General features: G+C 29.1%; 15 protein-coding genes and 1 riboswitch. Of the genes, 6 read left to right on the top strand and 9 right to left on the bottom strand.

From position 1 onward, the window contains the following. Position 1: 1 nt before the first annotated feature. From ACOQN8_RS14230 to ACOQN8_RS14240, 3 genes are all read right to left on the bottom strand, one after another. Complete coding sequence (locus tag ACOQN8_RS14230; protein ID WP_420553169.1) at positions 2–604, bottom strand: sensor histidine kinase; 603 nt, start codon at positions 602–604, stop codon at positions 2–4. 146 nt (positions 605–750) lie between these two features. Continuing rightward, positions 751–1065, bottom strand: a complete 315-nt coding sequence (locus ACOQN8_RS14235; RefSeq protein ID WP_272149004.1) for a hypothetical protein — start codon at positions 1063–1065, stop codon at positions 751–753. A 360-nt stretch (positions 1066–1425) separates the two neighbouring features. Then, positions 1426–2130: a hypothetical protein gene (locus ACOQN8_RS14240; RefSeq protein WP_420553170.1), complete on the bottom strand. Its 705-nt coding sequence runs from the start codon at positions 2128–2130 to the stop codon at positions 1426–1428. A 241-nt stretch (positions 2131–2371) separates the two neighbouring features. Here ACOQN8_RS14240 and ACOQN8_RS14245 point away from each other — a divergent pair, with 241 nt between their 5' ends. From ACOQN8_RS14245 to ACOQN8_RS14255, 3 genes are all read left to right on the top strand, one after another. Further along, a complete protein-coding gene (locus ACOQN8_RS14245) occupies positions 2372–4663 on the top strand; it encodes a hypothetical protein (protein WP_420553171.1) in 2292 nt (763 codons plus the stop codon). Between the two features lie 82 nt (positions 4664–4745). Further along, on the top strand, positions 4746–7475 hold the full coding sequence (locus ACOQN8_RS14250) for a hypothetical protein (RefSeq protein ID WP_420553172.1): 2730 nt from the start codon (positions 4746–4748) through the stop codon (positions 7473–7475). A gap of 11 nt (positions 7476–7486) precedes the next feature. Next, on the top strand, positions 7487–9190 hold the full coding sequence (locus ACOQN8_RS14255; RefSeq protein WP_420553173.1) for a caspase family protein: 1704 nt from the start codon (positions 7487–7489) through the stop codon (positions 9188–9190). Positions 9191–9241: 51 nt separating this feature from the next. On the opposite strand, the gene ACOQN8_RS14260 is transcribed toward ACOQN8_RS14255, so the two are convergent. Genes ACOQN8_RS14260 through ACOQN8_RS14280 form a run of 5 tightly spaced genes read right to left on the bottom strand, consistent with a single transcriptional unit; the run spans position 9242 to position 13203 of the window. Beyond that, a complete protein-coding gene (locus tag ACOQN8_RS14260) occupies positions 9242–10360 on the bottom strand; it encodes an ABC transporter substrate-binding protein (protein WP_420553174.1) in 1119 nt (372 codons plus the stop codon). Positions 10361–10365: 5 nt separating this feature from the next. Next, on the bottom strand, positions 10366–10893 hold the full coding sequence (gene cobC / locus ACOQN8_RS14265; RefSeq protein ID WP_420553175.1) for an alpha-ribazole phosphatase: 528 nt from the start codon (positions 10891–10893) through the stop codon (positions 10366–10368). Beyond that, the gene (locus ACOQN8_RS14270; RefSeq protein ID WP_420553176.1) at positions 10878–11645 is read right to left on the bottom strand and encodes an adenosylcobinamide-GDP ribazoletransferase; all 768 of its coding nucleotides are present in this window, start codon (positions 11643–11645) and stop codon (positions 10878–10880) included. Before ACOQN8_RS14270 ends, cobC begins: the two co-directional genes overlap by 16 nt. Positions 11646–11652: 7 nt before the next feature. After that, positions 11653–12693, bottom strand: coding sequence for a nicotinate-nucleotide--dimethylbenzimidazole phosphoribosyltransferase (cobT, locus tag ACOQN8_RS14275; RefSeq protein ID WP_420553177.1), 1041 nt, complete (start codon positions 12691–12693; stop codon positions 11653–11655). Between the two features lie 6 nt (positions 12694–12699). Then, positions 12700–13203 carry a bifunctional adenosylcobinamide kinase/adenosylcobinamide-phosphate guanylyltransferase gene (locus ACOQN8_RS14280; RefSeq protein ID WP_420553178.1) on the bottom strand — a complete coding sequence of 168 codons (504 nt, stop codon included), beginning with the start codon at positions 13201–13203 and terminating at the stop codon, positions 12700–12702. A 100-nt stretch (positions 13204–13303) separates the two neighbouring features. Here ACOQN8_RS14280 and ACOQN8_RS14285 point away from each other — a divergent pair, with 100 nt between their 5' ends. Both ACOQN8_RS14285 and ACOQN8_RS14290 read left to right on the top strand, forming a co-directional pair. After that, positions 13304–14242, top strand: a complete 939-nt coding sequence (locus ACOQN8_RS14285; protein ID WP_420553179.1) for an ABC transporter substrate-binding protein — start codon at positions 13304–13306, stop codon at positions 14240–14242. Between the two features lie 9 nt (positions 14243–14251). Next, positions 14252–14444, top strand: a riboswitch (cobalamin riboswitch). 82 nt (positions 14445–14526) lie between these two features. Further along, entirely contained in the window at positions 14527–16425 is a 1899-nt protein-coding gene (locus ACOQN8_RS14290; protein ID WP_420553180.1) for a TonB-dependent receptor plug domain-containing protein, read from the top strand. A 49-nt stretch (positions 16426–16474) separates the two neighbouring features. Here the strand turns inward: ACOQN8_RS14290 and ACOQN8_RS14295 are convergent, their stop codons facing one another. Next, a complete protein-coding gene (locus ACOQN8_RS14295; protein ID WP_420553181.1) occupies positions 16475–16891 on the bottom strand; it encodes a thiol-disulfide oxidoreductase DCC family protein in 417 nt (138 codons plus the stop codon). 160 nt (positions 16892–17051) lie between these two features. Between ACOQN8_RS14295 and ACOQN8_RS14300 the strand changes: the two genes are divergently transcribed. Further along, positions 17052–17756, top strand: a complete 705-nt coding sequence (locus tag ACOQN8_RS14300; protein WP_272149017.1) for an ABC transporter ATP-binding protein — start codon at positions 17052–17054, stop codon at positions 17754–17756. Position 17757 lies beyond the last annotated feature (1 nt).

Below are 17757 nucleotides of genomic sequence, written 5' to 3' on the forward strand. Positions count from 1 at the left end.
ATTACAGAGGGATTTCTATGGTAAATATAGTACCATTACTATTACTTTTCATATCAAACTTTCCGTTAATCATCTCAATTCGTTTTTTCATGTTTTTTAGTCCAATACCAGTTGTTTTAACATTTGCGATATCAAAACCATCACCATTATCTATTAATTTTAAAAATAAGGTGTTATGAGTATTAAAAATAGATATTTCTATAGAATCACAATTAGCATGTTTTATACTGTTTTGCAGAAATTCTTGAGTAATTCGTAATAAAATACTTTTAGTTTGGTATGAAGATAAGTTAAGATTCAAATCATCTTTAAAAAGAATAGTATGAGTTTTTAAAACTTCTATTTTTTTACATTCAACTTTAATAAGTTCAGAAATAGTGTTTTTTTCAACAGTGTCGTCTGTTAATGTTTTAGAAAGTAATCGTAATTCTGTTAAAGATTCATTGATAATATTATTAACTGTATCAATGTTTTTCATAATATCTTCAGTCTTATTTTCAAAAACAAGTTGTTGTAGATATAAACTAGATAAAGTTAATTTTTGACCTATATTATCATGAATTTCTCTACCTATATACTTCATTGTTTGACTCTGTATTTCCATTTGTGTTTTTAACAACTCTTTTTTATGGAGCACGTCAATTGTTTCTAGCTCTCTTAAATGAGCCCTTTTTTTTATTCTATATTGTCTAATGAAAATAATTATTGCAGATATAAAGGCAATAAAGATTACATTAAAAATGATTAGCATTATTTTGAATGATGTTTCCCCCATATAAAAGAAGCTGCAAATAATAAATACATTAAATAATTAGATATGAGAAAGTATATATAATACATATTCCAAATGTGTATATACTTATCTTTAATCAAAATATCATTAAAGGCAAAAAAAGGATATGTTCCAATATAGAATAAAATAACTCCCACAGTTATGTAAAACATTTTATTTCTATTAAACTCCAGAATATTATCGTTTTTAATTTGCTTTATAAATTCTAATACAACTAAAAAACTAAGTAAAATAGTTCCTACTGTTAAATTTATAGCATATGACAACCTCATTTTTTCTATATATAAGTCAATAGGTATATATGTAGATACATAGACTAGAAGAAATATAAAAAATAATCTTTTTAGTTTTAGAGATTTGTATGCGTATAGCCAATAGAAAAATATGTATTGAATGGGTATACCAAAAAAAGTATAATAATAATTATTGTAAAGTGGGTTGTCTCCCAAGGAAAATAAATCAAAAGTCCATACTAATTCTTGCAAGAAAATGAAGATAAGATATATGCAAAACCATTTCCAATAAGTTTCCTTTAATCTAAAAAAATAAATAAAAGCAACTAAAGCAGAAAGGAATTCAACTCCTATTAAGATTTTATGCAATACTGGGTAATAATTCAATGGAAAAAAGATTTAAAAACCAGATCCTTCAAAAGAATTAGGAGGGAATAATCCACCATGATTTTGAACAACACTACTTGTAGTAGAAGAGCTTGGAGCTTTTGATAACAAACTTAAAGTTACTAGAGGTGTTTCAGGATTAGAATAATCGTTATTTTTTTGTTTACCACGCACATCTTGTAGTTTTTTAGTATACGTTCTTACATCTGTGGGGTTAAAATCGTAATAAGTATCATCTCTTTTAATAGTAGGCATTATTACAATTGTATGTAGTTTTTCATATTGCTCAGTAATAGGATCGTTCATAAAAACATCTAAAGCACCAGCATATTTAGAATTTTTCCATTCTTTTCTTTCAGGATAAGCAGCATAATATATTCGTACTCCTAAATCTTTATCAGATAAAGTACTGTCTTTGCTTTTAGAAATGGCTTCTATATGATATACAAATCGTTTTAAGGTTTCTAAATCAAAAGAAATAGCTTGTGCATCATTGATTCCTAAATTTCCATTAATCTCATTTAATTGATTTTTTTTATAACCATTAATCATGTCTTTTACTAATCCAACAGGTAATTTACTCAAAGGAGCTCTAGAATAATTTGAACAGATAACTTTTTTTTTATGAGTACTAAAAATTTTAGAGGATGAACAGTTATAAATAGTAAATAGCGTGAAAGCTATGATAGCTGTGAAAATAAAATGTACTTTTTTCATAATTATTTGGTTTGTTGACTTTTATCTACTGCAAAATAACAATTAATAAGCATTTTTTAAGAAGAATAAAGGACCTAAAACGAAAAGGTTAATCAACCTATATATAATTAGTTATATACCGTTGCTTTTTTAGTTGAACACTCATAAAAATAACTTTGAGATTGAAGGAAATTTGGAATAGTTAAAACAGGGAAGCCGAAAACTGTATTGAATTAGAGTAGGTTAATAAAAATTTTTTACTATGGCAGTTAATGCAATCGGACCTACTCTCGCAGGTGGTCGACAGCCAATAGTGGCCAATGGGTATGAGCTACTTTATTATCCAGATGCCAACAATTATGAGCTTCAAAAGAATGGAAGCGCACCAGTATTTTATTGGTTACCAAATTATGTTCATCTTGCTAGAAAAGATGGTAAAGATGATGGAGATTTAATGTTTAATCTTATTCGTTTTGCAGGAGTACAAAGCTCAAATGCTAATGTTGGAGTTTCTGAAGAGGAAGGCCAAAGAGAGGTTGCAGGAGGAGTTTTAGGTTTTACAGTGAACAGTGCTCCACCAAATCATGTTTTAGAAGAATCTCAACGAAAAATTATTGAACAATTTGAAGGAAGTAGAGATTTTTTCTGGGGAATTAAAAATAATGTAACTCCTATTTTTAGACCTGTGATTATTACTGATAATCAAACAAGTATTACTAATTTATCTCCAAATGAGGATGGTAGTGTAATTGAGCCTGTTACTCCTGTTACAGATGAACCATTACCACCAGGAGCAAGAAGTACACAACCTGTAAACTATGTTAAAAGACCCGTTCCTTCTTTTTTGAGTAAGAGAGATTTTAGTGCAAGAAATTATGGGAAGAATAAATCAAAATTAGAGCCTTGGACTTGGAAAATGCAAGGAGAAGGAACAGGAAGTATTGACCCTATGGGACAAAACGCTTTTACAGCATTAGTTGGGACTTATCCTGCAAGTATTTTGTGGAGTGCATTTCATGGATCATATACGCCTATAAATGTAGCTATGAATGTAAAAATGCCTTTTTGGATACCTGCATTTGAAATAACAATAAGAGGTAATTGGGAGCGTATTTTCGAACATTTTTCAGCTAATGCAAAGGGAAGGTATTTATGGTATTCTGCTGATGTAAAGGCTGAAATTAATAATATGAGAATTAACGGAACCATAGATGTTGATGTAAAAATCAATAATGCTATGATTCCTAATCCTGAAGAAGTTGCTAAAGAAGTGGTGGAACGAACAGACTTTGTTGTTCAAAAGTTTATGGAGCAAGCTAAGACTGTAATTTTTGACCCACCAAAACCAGATGTTGAAGCAGCAGAAAGCTCTGGAGGATTGTTTGGTCTTTGGGGAGGTGGTATGGCTTTAAAATATAGAAGAGATAGCACTAACTTAAGTCTATATTACCATGAAACTAGACAAGTTTCTTATCTACAAGAACATCTAATTAGTAGTTCTTTAGAGGGAATGGCTGAAGAAATAGAAAGAAATCCAGAAAAAGAGCCTTTGTATTTTCAAACATTGTATTTAGATGATTGGCCAAGAAAATTAGCTAGAGTTGTAAAGCCAGTTTGCAATTGGCCAAAGCTTGGTGATAAATGGGTAGGTGAACCAGTATCACATATGAGTGTTCAAGTGGGATACCCAAATACTAGAGGAGAAATTATGTGGACAGGGTCTATTCCTCCATTCCAAGCATCAGATGCCTCAGATCGTACTTGGGAGTGTGCTATCACTCAAAAATTAGAAGAGCATGTAGAAAACCCTCCTATAGATTGGAAAGCTGGGTTAACATATGTGAAGCGAAAAGTGAGTATGCTTGAACCGCCAGATCCATTTGAGTTTCCAAATAATAGAGTTCAAATAGAAGATAATGAAATAGAACTTGATCCAGGTGAAAACGGAACTTTAACCAACGATATTATTCTAGAGGTAAGAGCTGATGATGCAAGCCGTATACGCCTAGGTCCAATTAATATGAATGTTTTCTTAGAAAATGCTAAACAGTTTGTAGAAGTTACTTTTCAAGCTACAGATGAAAATGGAGATGAAATTGTAGATGATAATGGTAATGTAAGATTTGATCCAGTAGCATTTAGATTCGATTATGATACTCAAACACAAGGAAAATATTGGTCTGTATTTACTTCAGATAAAACTGTACACGCTTATTATAAATACAAAGTACGTGTTGTAGTTCAAGGAAGTCTATTCACTAAAGGAATGGAATGGAGTGGACCATGGAAAAGAGGAGCAGGAAGTGGACCATTAATTATAAGTGTTCCTACCCCAGAAGAAGAAGGAGTTGTTGTGGTACGTACTGTAAATATTCCTGAGCGTTTAGCACATGATGAAGATTTTACACCACCAACGATTAACCAACCACCATCTACTAAATCTGTTAAAGAACCAGATGTTATAGTGCCTGCTAACGGAATATTTTCAGTAGGAGCTAAGAAGAATAAACCTATGAAGAGGGTTTTAAGTATGCAACCACCATCAATAAACTAATAGGTTAATAACTAATCAAGATAGCTGAGTTTGACAATTTACGTTTTGTCAAACTCAAGCTTTAAACTAAAATAAAAAGGAAATGTATTCAAAATTTACAACTTATACAGAAAAGATAAATAAGAACACTTCTGTACAATCGGAAAGAGCATTCCCTTTTTCTATTGGTTTTGATAAGGATAAGTCTAAAACAAAGCTAGATGTTGTTATGTCTAGAGAAAGTGACGAAATAAATACAGATAGTATTCTACACACTACATCAAATCTTAATATATTATTTACACCTTCTAGGAAGTCTCAATTACCATTTATACAAGAAGGAGAAATTTCTTTAATAGATAAAAAATCTAATATAATAGTAAATCAAACATTAGGAGGTTTATTAGAGTCTATTCAATTTCGAGTTAATTTTAGTAATGAGATTATAAGAAAACTTATAACTATTGAAGAAAGAGATGATAGGACTTTAAGTATAAAATATACTTTTAAATGTTATGATGTTTGGAAAAAAGAATCAGTCTTATTTAAGGATACTATTCCTTTATTTCATAGTATTAAAGAGGCTTTAAGAGAGAACATAAACTACTATTATATTGAAAAGAATACGTTACAGTTAAAGCAATATTTACCTAAGAAATATAAAAAGAAGTATATTCAAAAAACAATTGTTCATGCTACTAACTTACATAAAGCTAACCAACTTTTTAAATTAAATAATTCAAATAAGATTTCTTCAAATATCTTATCAACTAATGTAGCAACGGTTTTAAAACCAGAATTTAATCAGTTGTCATTAATTTCAAGTTTAAATATTATAAAGAAAGAAAGCTATCCAAAAATCAATAGTTTAAAAGATAATTTCTGGAGAGATTTTAAGTATAAAAAACTTTATTGGGTAAAACCAGATTTTAAAATTAAATTTCCTAAAAATGGAATTTCTTTTAATAACTCACCATTTAAATTTAGTTTTAAGAAAATAGGTATAATGCCCAATGGTTCTCAAGCTATAGAAGGTAAGTTTGTTATTAATATAGAGAGTTTTATAAATAAAGATTGGATAAAATCGATTCCAAAGAATACAAGAAAAAAGCTTTTAAAAAGATTAACAACAAATTATAAGATAAAGTTACCTTATATAGATAAAAATGGGAAAAAGAAACATACTTATTTATACTCATCTATATCTAAAAGAGAAGGACAAACAATTAGTTTAGAGTTTAATGTATCTAATAACTGGGTAAGATTATTATATGCCGCACTTTCCACACCAACATTGTCTGATAGTTCAAAAGCAAGTTTATTGATAAATTATAGTTTCAAATCTATGGTGAAAAAAGAGGATACAATGCTTCATTTATTTTCTGGACTACATATAGGAACATATTTATCTCTAAATAATTTTAAACCTAATTTACAAAAGAAGAATTTAAAGAACGTTTCAATCGATACTTCAGAGGTTACGAGAGTACTATCGAAAAAAACTAAAAATAACTTTACTCCTGTACTGGTAAATAACTATAAATTGAATTACAATGTTGCTAATCTCAATACGATTTTAAAAGATAAATACATTTATAAGGAAAGTAGTTTGAACAAAACAATACCTCTTTCTTTTGATTGTACAAAGTATGGAGATTATTATACAGAAGAAGTAAATGATGGTTTTAAGTCAATAGGATGTAGTGAGCCTATGAAAATTGGTCAAATAAAGCATGTACTTTATTCTAAAATAAATGAACTAACACATCCAAAATATGAAGTATACAAATCAAATATAAGTCCAGAGTTATTTATTGTGGTTCCTAACAGATATATTATATCGAGAAGATTGGAAAATCCAGAGAAGTTTTCTCCAGAATTATTTTTACATGGAGCTATAGACATAGAAGATTATGAAAATAGTTTGTGTGTTGTAGATTTAAAATTAGAACCAGATATTTCTTATCAGGAGAGAGTAGCACTAAAGAAATTATTAAATAATTATACAGCTCATGAACCTAATATAAAATATATTACAGAAGGCGATGGGGAAGAAACATTTAATTGGAATTTATCAGGAGCTATTATTGAAAATTCAAATACTTATTCATATGATCATTATATAAGAGGTACGTTTGAAACTAATATAAGAAATTCACAATTATGTAAGTCTCTTCTAGAAAATGGAGGTGTAACAGGACTTTATACTAAGAAATTAGATGAAGGTTTACTACTGAGAAGTCAATTAATAGTTTCTCTCGATTATATATCTCAACCATGGTCTGGCGAAGGAGTGAAAATAGAGTATCAAGGTAATAAAGTAAAATTGGTTAATAATTTAGAAAGTCCAATTTATATAGATAGACTTTATGTAGTTGATTCAAAAGATACTTTTATACCTGTTCAAAAGTATATCGTCTCTAAAGAGTATTCTTCGGTTAAAAATGAAGATAAGTCTAAAAATTTACTACCAATCTTTTCAATTCAAACAGATCAACAAGCTTTATCAGAAAACTATACATACATAGAAGATTTATTTCAACAAATTATTTGCTTCGATTTTCTTTCAAGTGATGATTTTGGACAGCTTTTAGAAGTTTATATAGGATGTGAAAACAAACCACCTTATACAAAACTAGAATTTTCTGAAGGTGTATTTCAAAAAGAAATAGATCTATTAATACCTATAGATGAAATAGTATCAAGTACTCAATTCGGATATTATATAAAATACAAAACAAAAGAAAACTTAATAGTTGAGTCTAATTGGGTGTCACACAATTTTTCTCAGCAAGGAAGTATAATTAACATAAAACAAAATACAATAACCTAAAACTTTTAATTATGGCAAGAGGAATTTCATTACACATCGGAATAAATGAGGTAGATCCAACAATATATGGAAGCAAGTTACCTTTATCGGGCTGTGTAAATGATGCGAACGATTTATCTCGCATTGCAAATAGACAAGGATATGAAACTACCGTTTTATTAGATGACCAAGCTACATCTTCAAATATCACACAACAAATTACTAGAGCAGCCAGAACACTTCAAAATGGAGACATCTTTTTTATTTCATATTCTGGACACGGATCTTCAATACCTAACACAACGTCTGATAGTGAGCCAGATGGACAAGATGAGTCTTGGGTACTTTATAACAGACAATTTTTAGATGATGAACTGTATAGTTTATGGTTGAGATTTAAAGAAGGTGTTAGAATTTTTGTTTTATCAGATAGCTGTCATAGTGGTACTATGTTAAAGTCTATGATTTTAAATCAGAAAATGAAGCGATCAAAAATGTCTTTAAAAACTATTACAAAAAACTTCGATAAAGAAGTTTTAAAAACTGTAGAAAAAGAAGCAGAGGATAATGTAAAAGTGAGATTACTTCCAGCAGAAAAGAGTTATGAAAACTATATGAATAACCAAGAATTCTATCAAGAAATTCAGTATAGAAATAGTAATGTAAAATCTCAAAATTTAAAAGCTTCTATTATTTTAATTTCTGGTTGTCAAGATCATCAATTTAGTTATGATTATGGAACAAATGGTCTTTTTACAAGTAAAGTAAAAGAGACATGGAATTCAGGAAGATATTCTAAGAATTATAGTCAATTTCACAGAGAAATAAAACAAAAAGTACTAGCTCAGCAATCAGATCAAGAACCAAATTTTATGAGTATTGGTAAAAACTTAAGTACATTTACAAGTAATAAGCCTTTTATTATTAATGCTCCAGGATGGCCAATTTCTGGAGTTAATAATAATAATGATACTTCTGATAATAATAACGAAAATAATTCAACAGGAGCTCCTAGAGTTATAGTACCAAGTACATGGAATACTGCAGATGGAATACCAGAATTTGAAATTATTAAAGGAGCTAATAATTATTATTACATAGAAATAGTTAATGACGAACAGCTTTTTGATTATGGATACTGGGAGAATAATGGAAATTCTCAAAACAGTTTCTTTTCTTGGGATGATAGTACAGTAAGTAACCGATTAACAAGTAATCGTTTTTCAATACCATTACATGTATGGAATCAATTGAGAGAATCTTCAACTTTATATGTTAGAATAGGAACTACATCTAGCGCAAATGATTCTGAATGGGATAATCATATGGTGTCAGAAAGTACTCCATCTATGCAAATCGTTTCGAGTAATCATTCAAATAATAATAATTCCAACAATAATCCAATAAACAATAACAATCCAATTGATAATGGAGATGATAATAATGGTTATACTGATTTATCTCAAAGTTTATCTGGATCTGTGGGAGCAAGAAGTGAAAACAAGCCTAGTGATGTATTATTAGTACAATCGTTACTTAATAAAGTACCTATTTCGGAAGGTGGGCCAACTACTCAGCTCAAAGAGGATGGAAAGTATGGTTCTAAAACTCGTAATGCTATTGCAAGATTCCAAAGAAATCAAGATTTAGTGGCTTCAGGAAGAATAGAGCCAGATGATTTAACATTTACTCAACTTAAATTAATGAGTGGAGTAGTACGATTATGTAGTGTGTAATTTAGATTAAGTATAAAACCCCTAGATAATTGTTTTCTGGGGGTTTTAGTTTTATTTCAATTGATCAAAAAAGGTTAAATTATAATCAGGTAATAATTTTGGATTGGTAATTTTTATAAAATCTTTTAAAACTAAATCAGGTCTAACAGGAGCTAATTCAAAGTATAAAAACCCACCAGTTTTTCCTCTTTTACTTCCAATAGTATAAACATTCCCATTATTTAAAGCATCAAATTCTTTGTAATGATTATTTGCACTTACTAATTGTTCTTTGGTTTCAAATAAGCCACAACCTATCCAATAATCGGCATGCTTACCTTTATCTAAAATACTTTCAAAACTCAATTGTAAACTACCAGTGCCTTTAGTATTTTTCCATAAATAATTTAAGTTAGCGTCTTTTAAATAAGTTGCCATAAAACTTTCTCCTGCAGGAACATTCCATACATTTTTAAACATACTACCAGATAAAACTGTAGGTTGTTTACCTTTATTGTTTTTAGCTATTTCTTTAGCTTTCAGATAATTTTGTTCTATAGTTTTAAAAATACTATCAGCTTCTTTTTCTTTATTAAGTAAAGCACCAAAAAATTTAATCCATTCAGCTCTCCCTAAAGGAGTTTCTTCTAGCCAATCTCCATTAAAAATGACAGGAATTCCAGTTTTTTTAATGTTTTCATATAATTTATTATTAGGATGTAATGAAAAAGCAATAACTAATTCAGGATGTAAATCCATTAACTTTTCAGTATTCATATTCTGTTCAGAACCTAGCTCAACAATTTTACCTTCTTCAATTCGTTTTCTAGTTTTTTCTGAAGAAATGTATTTTGTGTGAGGAAATCCTATTAATTTTTCCTCACTACTTAACAGTTCTAACATAGGTACGTGAGTAGTACTTGTAACAACTAATCTTTCAATAGGAGTTTTTATTTCATTTTTAGAAATATTAGTACTATTACTAAGAGTATAAACAAATTGTTTTTTTGAGTTTTGAAATACTCTTTTAAATACTAGTTTTTTTTGCCCATCTTGTGTGATAATATCAAATCCTTTGGCGTATTTGATAGGGCTACTAATAGTTTCTGATTTAGAAATTTCTTTATTTTCGGATTTCTTGCATTGAAGAAATAAAAAAGAAATGACGATAAGTAAAGTATTATATTTCATTTTAATTATAAGGTGAATTTTATAATATGACCGTAATTTAATTTTAAATCAAAAGATTTATCTAAAGGAGTTTTATTTATATAAGCCGATAAACTTCTTATAACACCAGCATGTGTTACAATAACAATTCGTTCTTTATTGAGTAATAATATTTCATTTAAGAAATTAACTGTTCTTGTATGTAAATCAAGATAAGACTCTCCATTTGTTGCAGGAATATTAACAAAATCATTCATCCATGTATCAAGTTCCTCTTTATTAATATCATTCCATTTTTTTAATTCCCAATCACCAAAATCAAGTTCTTTTAAACGATCGTCAAAGTTAATTGTATTACTTAATTCTTTAGCTAATAATTTACAACGCTTTAAAGGGCTTGAAAAATATAGAGTATCAGAATTATTAAAATTAATTTCTTTTACAATAGGTTTAATTTCTTCACGAAATGTGGTAGCTACAGTAATATCTGCTTGTCCATAGCAAACTCCTTTTTCAATATCTGGTGTTGTATGACGAACTAAAATAATTTCCATATAACTAATAATGATAAATAAAAAACTACTTCTGAAACTTGCTGTAAAGCACCTGCACAATCACCAGTTTGACCACCAATCCACTTTTTAAAAAAATACCCCATATATAAATATGTGATTATTAATGGAATTAGTACACCAAAGATTTTATAGTTTTCAAAAAATAGAAGAGGTAAAAGCCCAAAGAAACCAGAAATAATAATTGATTTAGTACTCATTTTCTGAGTTGTAGGTTTCACTTTAGAACTGTCAATATCTCTTACATATTCATGTGTATATAGTAATATTGTAGCTATAAATCTACTTATAGTGTGCCCAGCAATTATGATTAAAGGAATATTTTTTGAGTTTATGCTAAGTTCATATAAACTTACTGTTTTTAATGAAAGTATAGAGACCAAACCAACAACTCCAAAAGTACCTAACCTAGAATCTTTCATTATTGTTAGAATTTTTTCTTTAGTCCAGCCACCACCAAAACCATCACAAACATCAGCAAAACCATCTTCATGAAAAGCTCCTGTGGCCCAGATTGAAGCAACAATACTAAGTATAATAGAAATAGCTGGATTGAAAACATGAGAAGCGCCATAATATATAGTTGCAGAAATAGCTCCAATAAGTGCTCCAACTAAAGAAAAATATCGACTACTTTTATTTAAAATTTCTGGAGAGTGATTAATCCATTTAGGACAAGGGATTCTAGTGAAAAATAGTACTGCAGTCAAAAAATAGTGAACTTGTTTTTTCATAATAAATTTAAGCTTCTGAAACATTTGCACTTTTGAAAGTAGCCATTTCATTTAAAAAACTAATAGCTGACTTTACAATAGGAAAAGCAATTGCCGCACCTGTTCCTTCACCTAAGCGTAAACCTAAATTAAGTAAAGGTTTTATATTTAAAAAATCTAACATTTTTTCATGTCCTTGTTCACCTGACGTATGGCAAAAGATACAATAATCTAATACGTTTTTATCAATAGCTTGTGCAGCCAGTAATGCTGAAGTAACAATAAAACCATCAATTAAAATAGTCATTTTTAAAGATGCAGCTTCTAAAATAGCTCCACATATCATTACAATTTCAAAACCACCAAAAGAAGCTAATGCATCTATTGGAGATTGTATTTGTTTGATATGTAAATCAAAAGCTTTACGAAGAATTTCTGCTTTTTTAATAACACCTTCATCATTTAATCCTGTTCCTTTTCCAACACATTTTTCAATTGGAATGGTAGTGAAATAACTCATTAAAAGAGATGCTGATGAGGTATTACCTATTCCCATTTCCCCAAAGCCAATAACATTGGTACCGTTCTTAAATATTTCTTGAACAATTTGTTTCCCTTTATTTAAAGTTAACAAACATTCTTCAGTATTCATTGCTTTTTCTATACTGTAGTCTTTAGTTCCTTTTGAAATTTTAGCATCTATTAGGTTAGGAGAAGTTTCAAAATTAGCATTTACACCTGCATCTACTATTTTTAGCTTTATGTTGTTTTGATTACAAAAAGAATTAATAGCAGCTCCATTGTTTAAAAAATTATAAACCATTTGTTGCGTAACTTCTTGCGGGTATGGAGTAACTGAATTAGAATTTACAATACCATGATCACCAGCAAAAACAACTATTGAAGGCTTTGATAGAGTAGGAGAAAGAGTGTTTTGAATTAACCCTATTTGTAAAGCGATATCTTCTAATACACCTAAAGAACCTATAGGTTTTGTTTTAAAATCTATTTTCTCTTGTAATTGACCTTTAATATTTTCTGATAAAGGATTTATGTTAGTAGTATACATTGGTGGTTATTTTAAAGTTAAAGGTAAACCAGATACCATGAATGTGGCTTTATCGGCTTTTTTTGCTATATATTGATTTACCCAACCTTGTAGTTCTGTAAATTTTCTTCCAGATTCAGAATTAGCATGTAATCCCATACCAATTTCATTAGAAATAATAATAATTTTTGCATCTATTTTTGCCAAAGCATCAATTTCCTTTTTAGCTAATTTTAATGCTTGTTCAATATCATATTTAGTATCTACAAAAAAGTTGGTAAGCCATAAGGTAACACAATCAATAACTACGGTCATTTCTTTAGTGATTTTTGTACTGATTAGTTTTTCTTCTTCAATGGTAGTCCAACGTTCGTCTCTATCCGAAATATGTCTGTTTACTCGTTTTTTAAAATCATCATCCCAAATTCTAGAAGTAGCTAAATAATACGGAGTATTTGATAATGATTCGGCTAATTGCTGAGCATAACTACTTTTCCCTGATCGCTCACCACCTGTTATATAATAAATCATGTTGAAGAAATAAATTGTAAGCAAATATTGGAAAGATTTTTTAGAAAAAGAAAATTATAAATGAGAACTATGTATTTTTGCGAACCAAATTTAAATATCTATGAAAGTATCTTCTTTTATGCCAGCAGTAACTCAAATGATTTATGATATGGGGTTGCAAGATTATTTACAAGGAATCACATTTGAATGTCCAGCAATTGCTTTGCAAGAAAAGAAGGTTGCAGTTAGGTACAAATTAGAAGGTAAAACATTAACAAGTAAAGAAATTACAGCTATTTTTTCAAAGACTAAAGCTGAAGGAGGTACTTTATATTATGTAGATGAACCAGTTTTAGAGAATATAGCTCCAGATATTATTTTTACACAAGATGTATGTGATGTTTGTCAAATAGATACCGAATCGGTAGCAAAATCAGCATATAAATTAAAAAAGACTCCAGAGTTAATTTCTATAACACCAAATTCTTTAGAAGATGTATTTGATAATGCACTTACTATAGCTAGAGCTATGAATAAAGAAGAAGTAGGAATTAATTATGTAAATAAACTAAGAGAGCGAATTTATAATATTGTAGATGTTCAAAGAGCTAATAGAATTCAATCAAAAAGTGTAATGTTGCTTGAATGGATTGATCCCTTATTTAATTGTGGTCATTGGATTCCTCATCAAATAGGCTATGCAGGAGGAATAGACTTGTTATCGCATCCTTCTGGAGATAGCATTGTTATTTCATGGGATAAAATTGTAAAATATGATCCAGAGGTATTGGTAATTGCTCCGTGTGGTTATGGAATTGAAAGGGCGTTAGAAGATATGACGTTTTTAGAAGAAAAACCAGAATGGAAAAATTTAAAAGCTGTTAAAAATGGAGAAGTTTATATAGCAGACTTTGCTATGTTTACACAATCATCAGCTGGTACTTTAGTAGATGGAATAGAGTGTTTAGCGTCAATGATACACCCTAAATATTACAATATTTCTGATAATCTAAAAAGAAAATTCTCAAAATATAATGATTTAATTGGAGATAATTTATAATAAAGTTATAGATTTGCCCCGATTTTTGGTTTTTCTTTATTTTCAATAGAGAAAATTAAAAGGGAATTCAGTTAAAATCTGAAGCTGTTCCCGCAACTGTAAGCTGTAAAGCTTGTAACTAAAACTTTTTGCCACTGTTTATTAACGGGAAGGTAAGTTACAAGACGCAAGCCAGGAGACCTGCCAAGAAAAATATGTAAAACTTTCGGGATAAAAGTTAGCGTACTTAAAACTTTTTTGTACAAAAATTTAACCTGATTAATTGTAAAATTAAATCATTATCAATGAAAAAACAATTACTAATTGTTGGTGCGGTAGCATTGTCTTTTGCTAGCACAAAATCTTTTGCTCAAGAGCAAGAAAAATCAGAAATTTTAGATGAAGTGGTAATCACGGATTCAAGGTTTAAATTAAAAAAGGAAAATTCGGGGAAAGTTGTTCATAAGATAACAGCAGAAACTATTAAAAAAAATCAAGGGAGAAATTTAGTTGATTTAATTAATACTGTAGCAGGTATTGAAATTAATGGAAACACAAGTTCTAATGGACAAAACATAGGACTTTTTGTAAGAGGGGGAAGAACTAAAGAAGTTGTTGTATTAATTGATGGAGTTCAAGTTTCAAACCCAGCAGGTGTCTCAGGAGGCTACGATTTAAGGTTATTAGACCTAAATGAAGTAGAGTCTGTTGAAATTATAAAAGGTGCTGCAAGTACATTATATGGTACTGGAGCGACTACAGCAGTAATCAATATTAAGTTAAAAGAAGCAAAAAGCGGTCATGTTAATACAGATTTAGCTTTACTTTTTGGTACAAATAACACACAAGACTCTGAAGACGGAACTATTATTCAAACCAATGCTAATGTAAATGGTAAGATTAATAAATTTAATTATTTAGTTGGTTTTTCATCACTACAAGCAAACGGAATTTCGGCAGCAAAATCAGAAAATGCTAATCAAGTATTTGATGGAGATGCTTTTCAAAGAGTTGGAACTAATTTAAAATTAGGGTATAGATTTAATAACAAATTCAAAATTAACGCTTTTGGTAGTTATAGTGAATTTGATAATAATTATGATGCAGGTGCTTTTGCAGATGGAAATAACTTTTCAGAAGATGTAAGTTATAGAGTTGGAATAGCTCCAGAGTATAAATACGAAAATGGAAGTATTCATTTAAACGCTGCTTATAGTAAATATAAAAGTGATAGAACAGCAACATCATCTCCAGGGAGAAGTTATGGAGAAAACTATATCATTGATGCATATGTGAAACATAAATTTGATAATTTATACTTAGTTGGAGGTATTAACTATCAAGAGAATAGTATTGAGACTTATGCGATACCTTTTGGACAAACAGAAATTACTAAAACAGTATATAATGAAGAACCAATAGCTAGGTTAATTGATCCATACGTAAACGCAGTATATGTATCTGATTTTGGATTAAATATCAATGCAGGGGTTAGATTAAATAACCACAATAAATATGGAAATCATTTTGTATATAATGCAAACCCATCTTATACTATAAAGCAAGAAAATGGGTATGTTAAGTTTTTAGGATCATATAGTACTGCATTCTTAGCACCATCAGTTCAAGAATTATATGCATCATGGGGAAATGTAGATTTAGAACCTCAAGAAAGTACTACTTATGAAGGAGGAGTAGAATATAAATTTAATTCGCTTGTATTAAATGCAGTTTACTTTAACAGAGATGTAGAAAATATTATAGCATATAACTCAACAACTTTTAAAATGGATAACTTTGGAGATACTACTATTAAAGGTTTAGAGTTTACAGCAAATTATTCTGTAACTAAAGATTTACAATTAAATGCTAATTATGCTTATACTAAAAATGATGATTTAGCAATTAGAATTCCAAAGCATAAAATCAATGCTGGTGTAAACTATACTTATAAAGCAACAAACTTAGGATTAAATTATCAATATGTAAGCGATAGAGATGATACAGATTTTAGATCTTGGCCAAGTGTTAATACAGTTTTAGAATCATATTCTCTTTTAGATTTTTCAGCTAATCATAAGTTAAACGATAATATTAGATTAATGTTTAATGTATCTAATATCTTTAATGAAGATTACCAAGAAGTTTTCGGATTCTCAACAAGGGGAAGAAACTTTAAATTCGGTTTAGGATTTAATTTCTAATAGAAAAGAAAATATTTAAAATGAAAAACGCACTTTTAAGTGCGTTTTTTTATTCTAAAAACTTTTCTCGAATTTCTTTGGTAGGAATCATGCATTCTTCTTTTTTTCCAAACCATTTATATCTATTCTTAGCAATATAATCGTATACTAGGTTACGTAAAGCTTTAGGAAATATCATTAAAAAGTTAGTAAGTTTCCATATACCACCAAATTCCTTCATAACTTTTAAGGCTGCGGTCGATTTTATATAATAAGTACTACCAGGATCATAAAGAATTATGGAGTCAACTTTTGATATATCGATACTTAAATGATCTGTAATTTTTTTGCCAATTTCAGATTGTAATGAAGCAAAAACAAATTGATTTTTTTTGTCATAATTTATAGTTTTCAGCACAGCATTATTGCAAAAGTTGCAGATGCCATCAAATAAAATTATTTTTTTATTAGCAGGTAAATCAATCATTTATATATATTTAAAATAGGTTAAAAAATAAATAACCTTAAAATATTGTAACATAAATCAAAATTAAGCGTCTAGTAGAAAAGTAAATAGGGATTTAACATTTTATTACCAATAAAAATATGAATCAGTATTTATTTTAGTAAAAAAATAAACTAACGCAATGATTCGAATAGAAAACTTACACAAATCTTATCCTATAGGAAAAGACTCACTTCACGTTTTAAAGGGATTAGATTTACACATAAAGGAAGGAGAATTTGTATCAATCATGGGATCTTCTGGATCTGGAAAATCTACTTTGTTAAATATTGTAGGATTATTGGATGGGCATGATGAAGGTACTTATTACTTGAATGGTCAATTGATAGAAGATTTAAATGAGAAAAAAGCAGCAGTTTTACGAAATAAATTTTTAGGTTTTGTATTTCAATCTTTCAATCTAATATCTTACAAAACAGCTCTTGAAAATGTAGCTTTACCATTATATTATAAGGGAATGGCAAGAAAAGAGAGGTTAAAAATAGCTTTAGAGTATTTAGAAAAAGTTGGTTTAAAAGAATGGGCAAACCATTTGCCAAATGAACTTTCAGGAGGGCAAAAACAGCGTGTGGCAATAGCTAGAGCTTTAGTAACAAAGCCTAAAGTAGTATTAGCAGATGAGCCAACTGGGGCATTAGATTCTACTACAACAGATTCTGTAATGGATTTGTTAAAAGAAATTAATGACGAAGGGATGACAGTTTTTGTAATTACACATGAGGAAGAGGTTGCAGAGCAAACTAATAGAGTTGTTCGTTTGAAAGATGGTATTATTATTAGTGACGAACTTACTTCTAAAACTAAAAACAAAGCTAAAGCAGTATAAT

The sequence above is a fragment of the Tenacibaculum aiptasiae genome (assembly GCF_965221665.1).
GTDB classification, from domain to species: Bacteria; Bacteroidota; Bacteroidia; order Flavobacteriales; family Flavobacteriaceae; genus Polaribacter; species Polaribacter aiptasiae.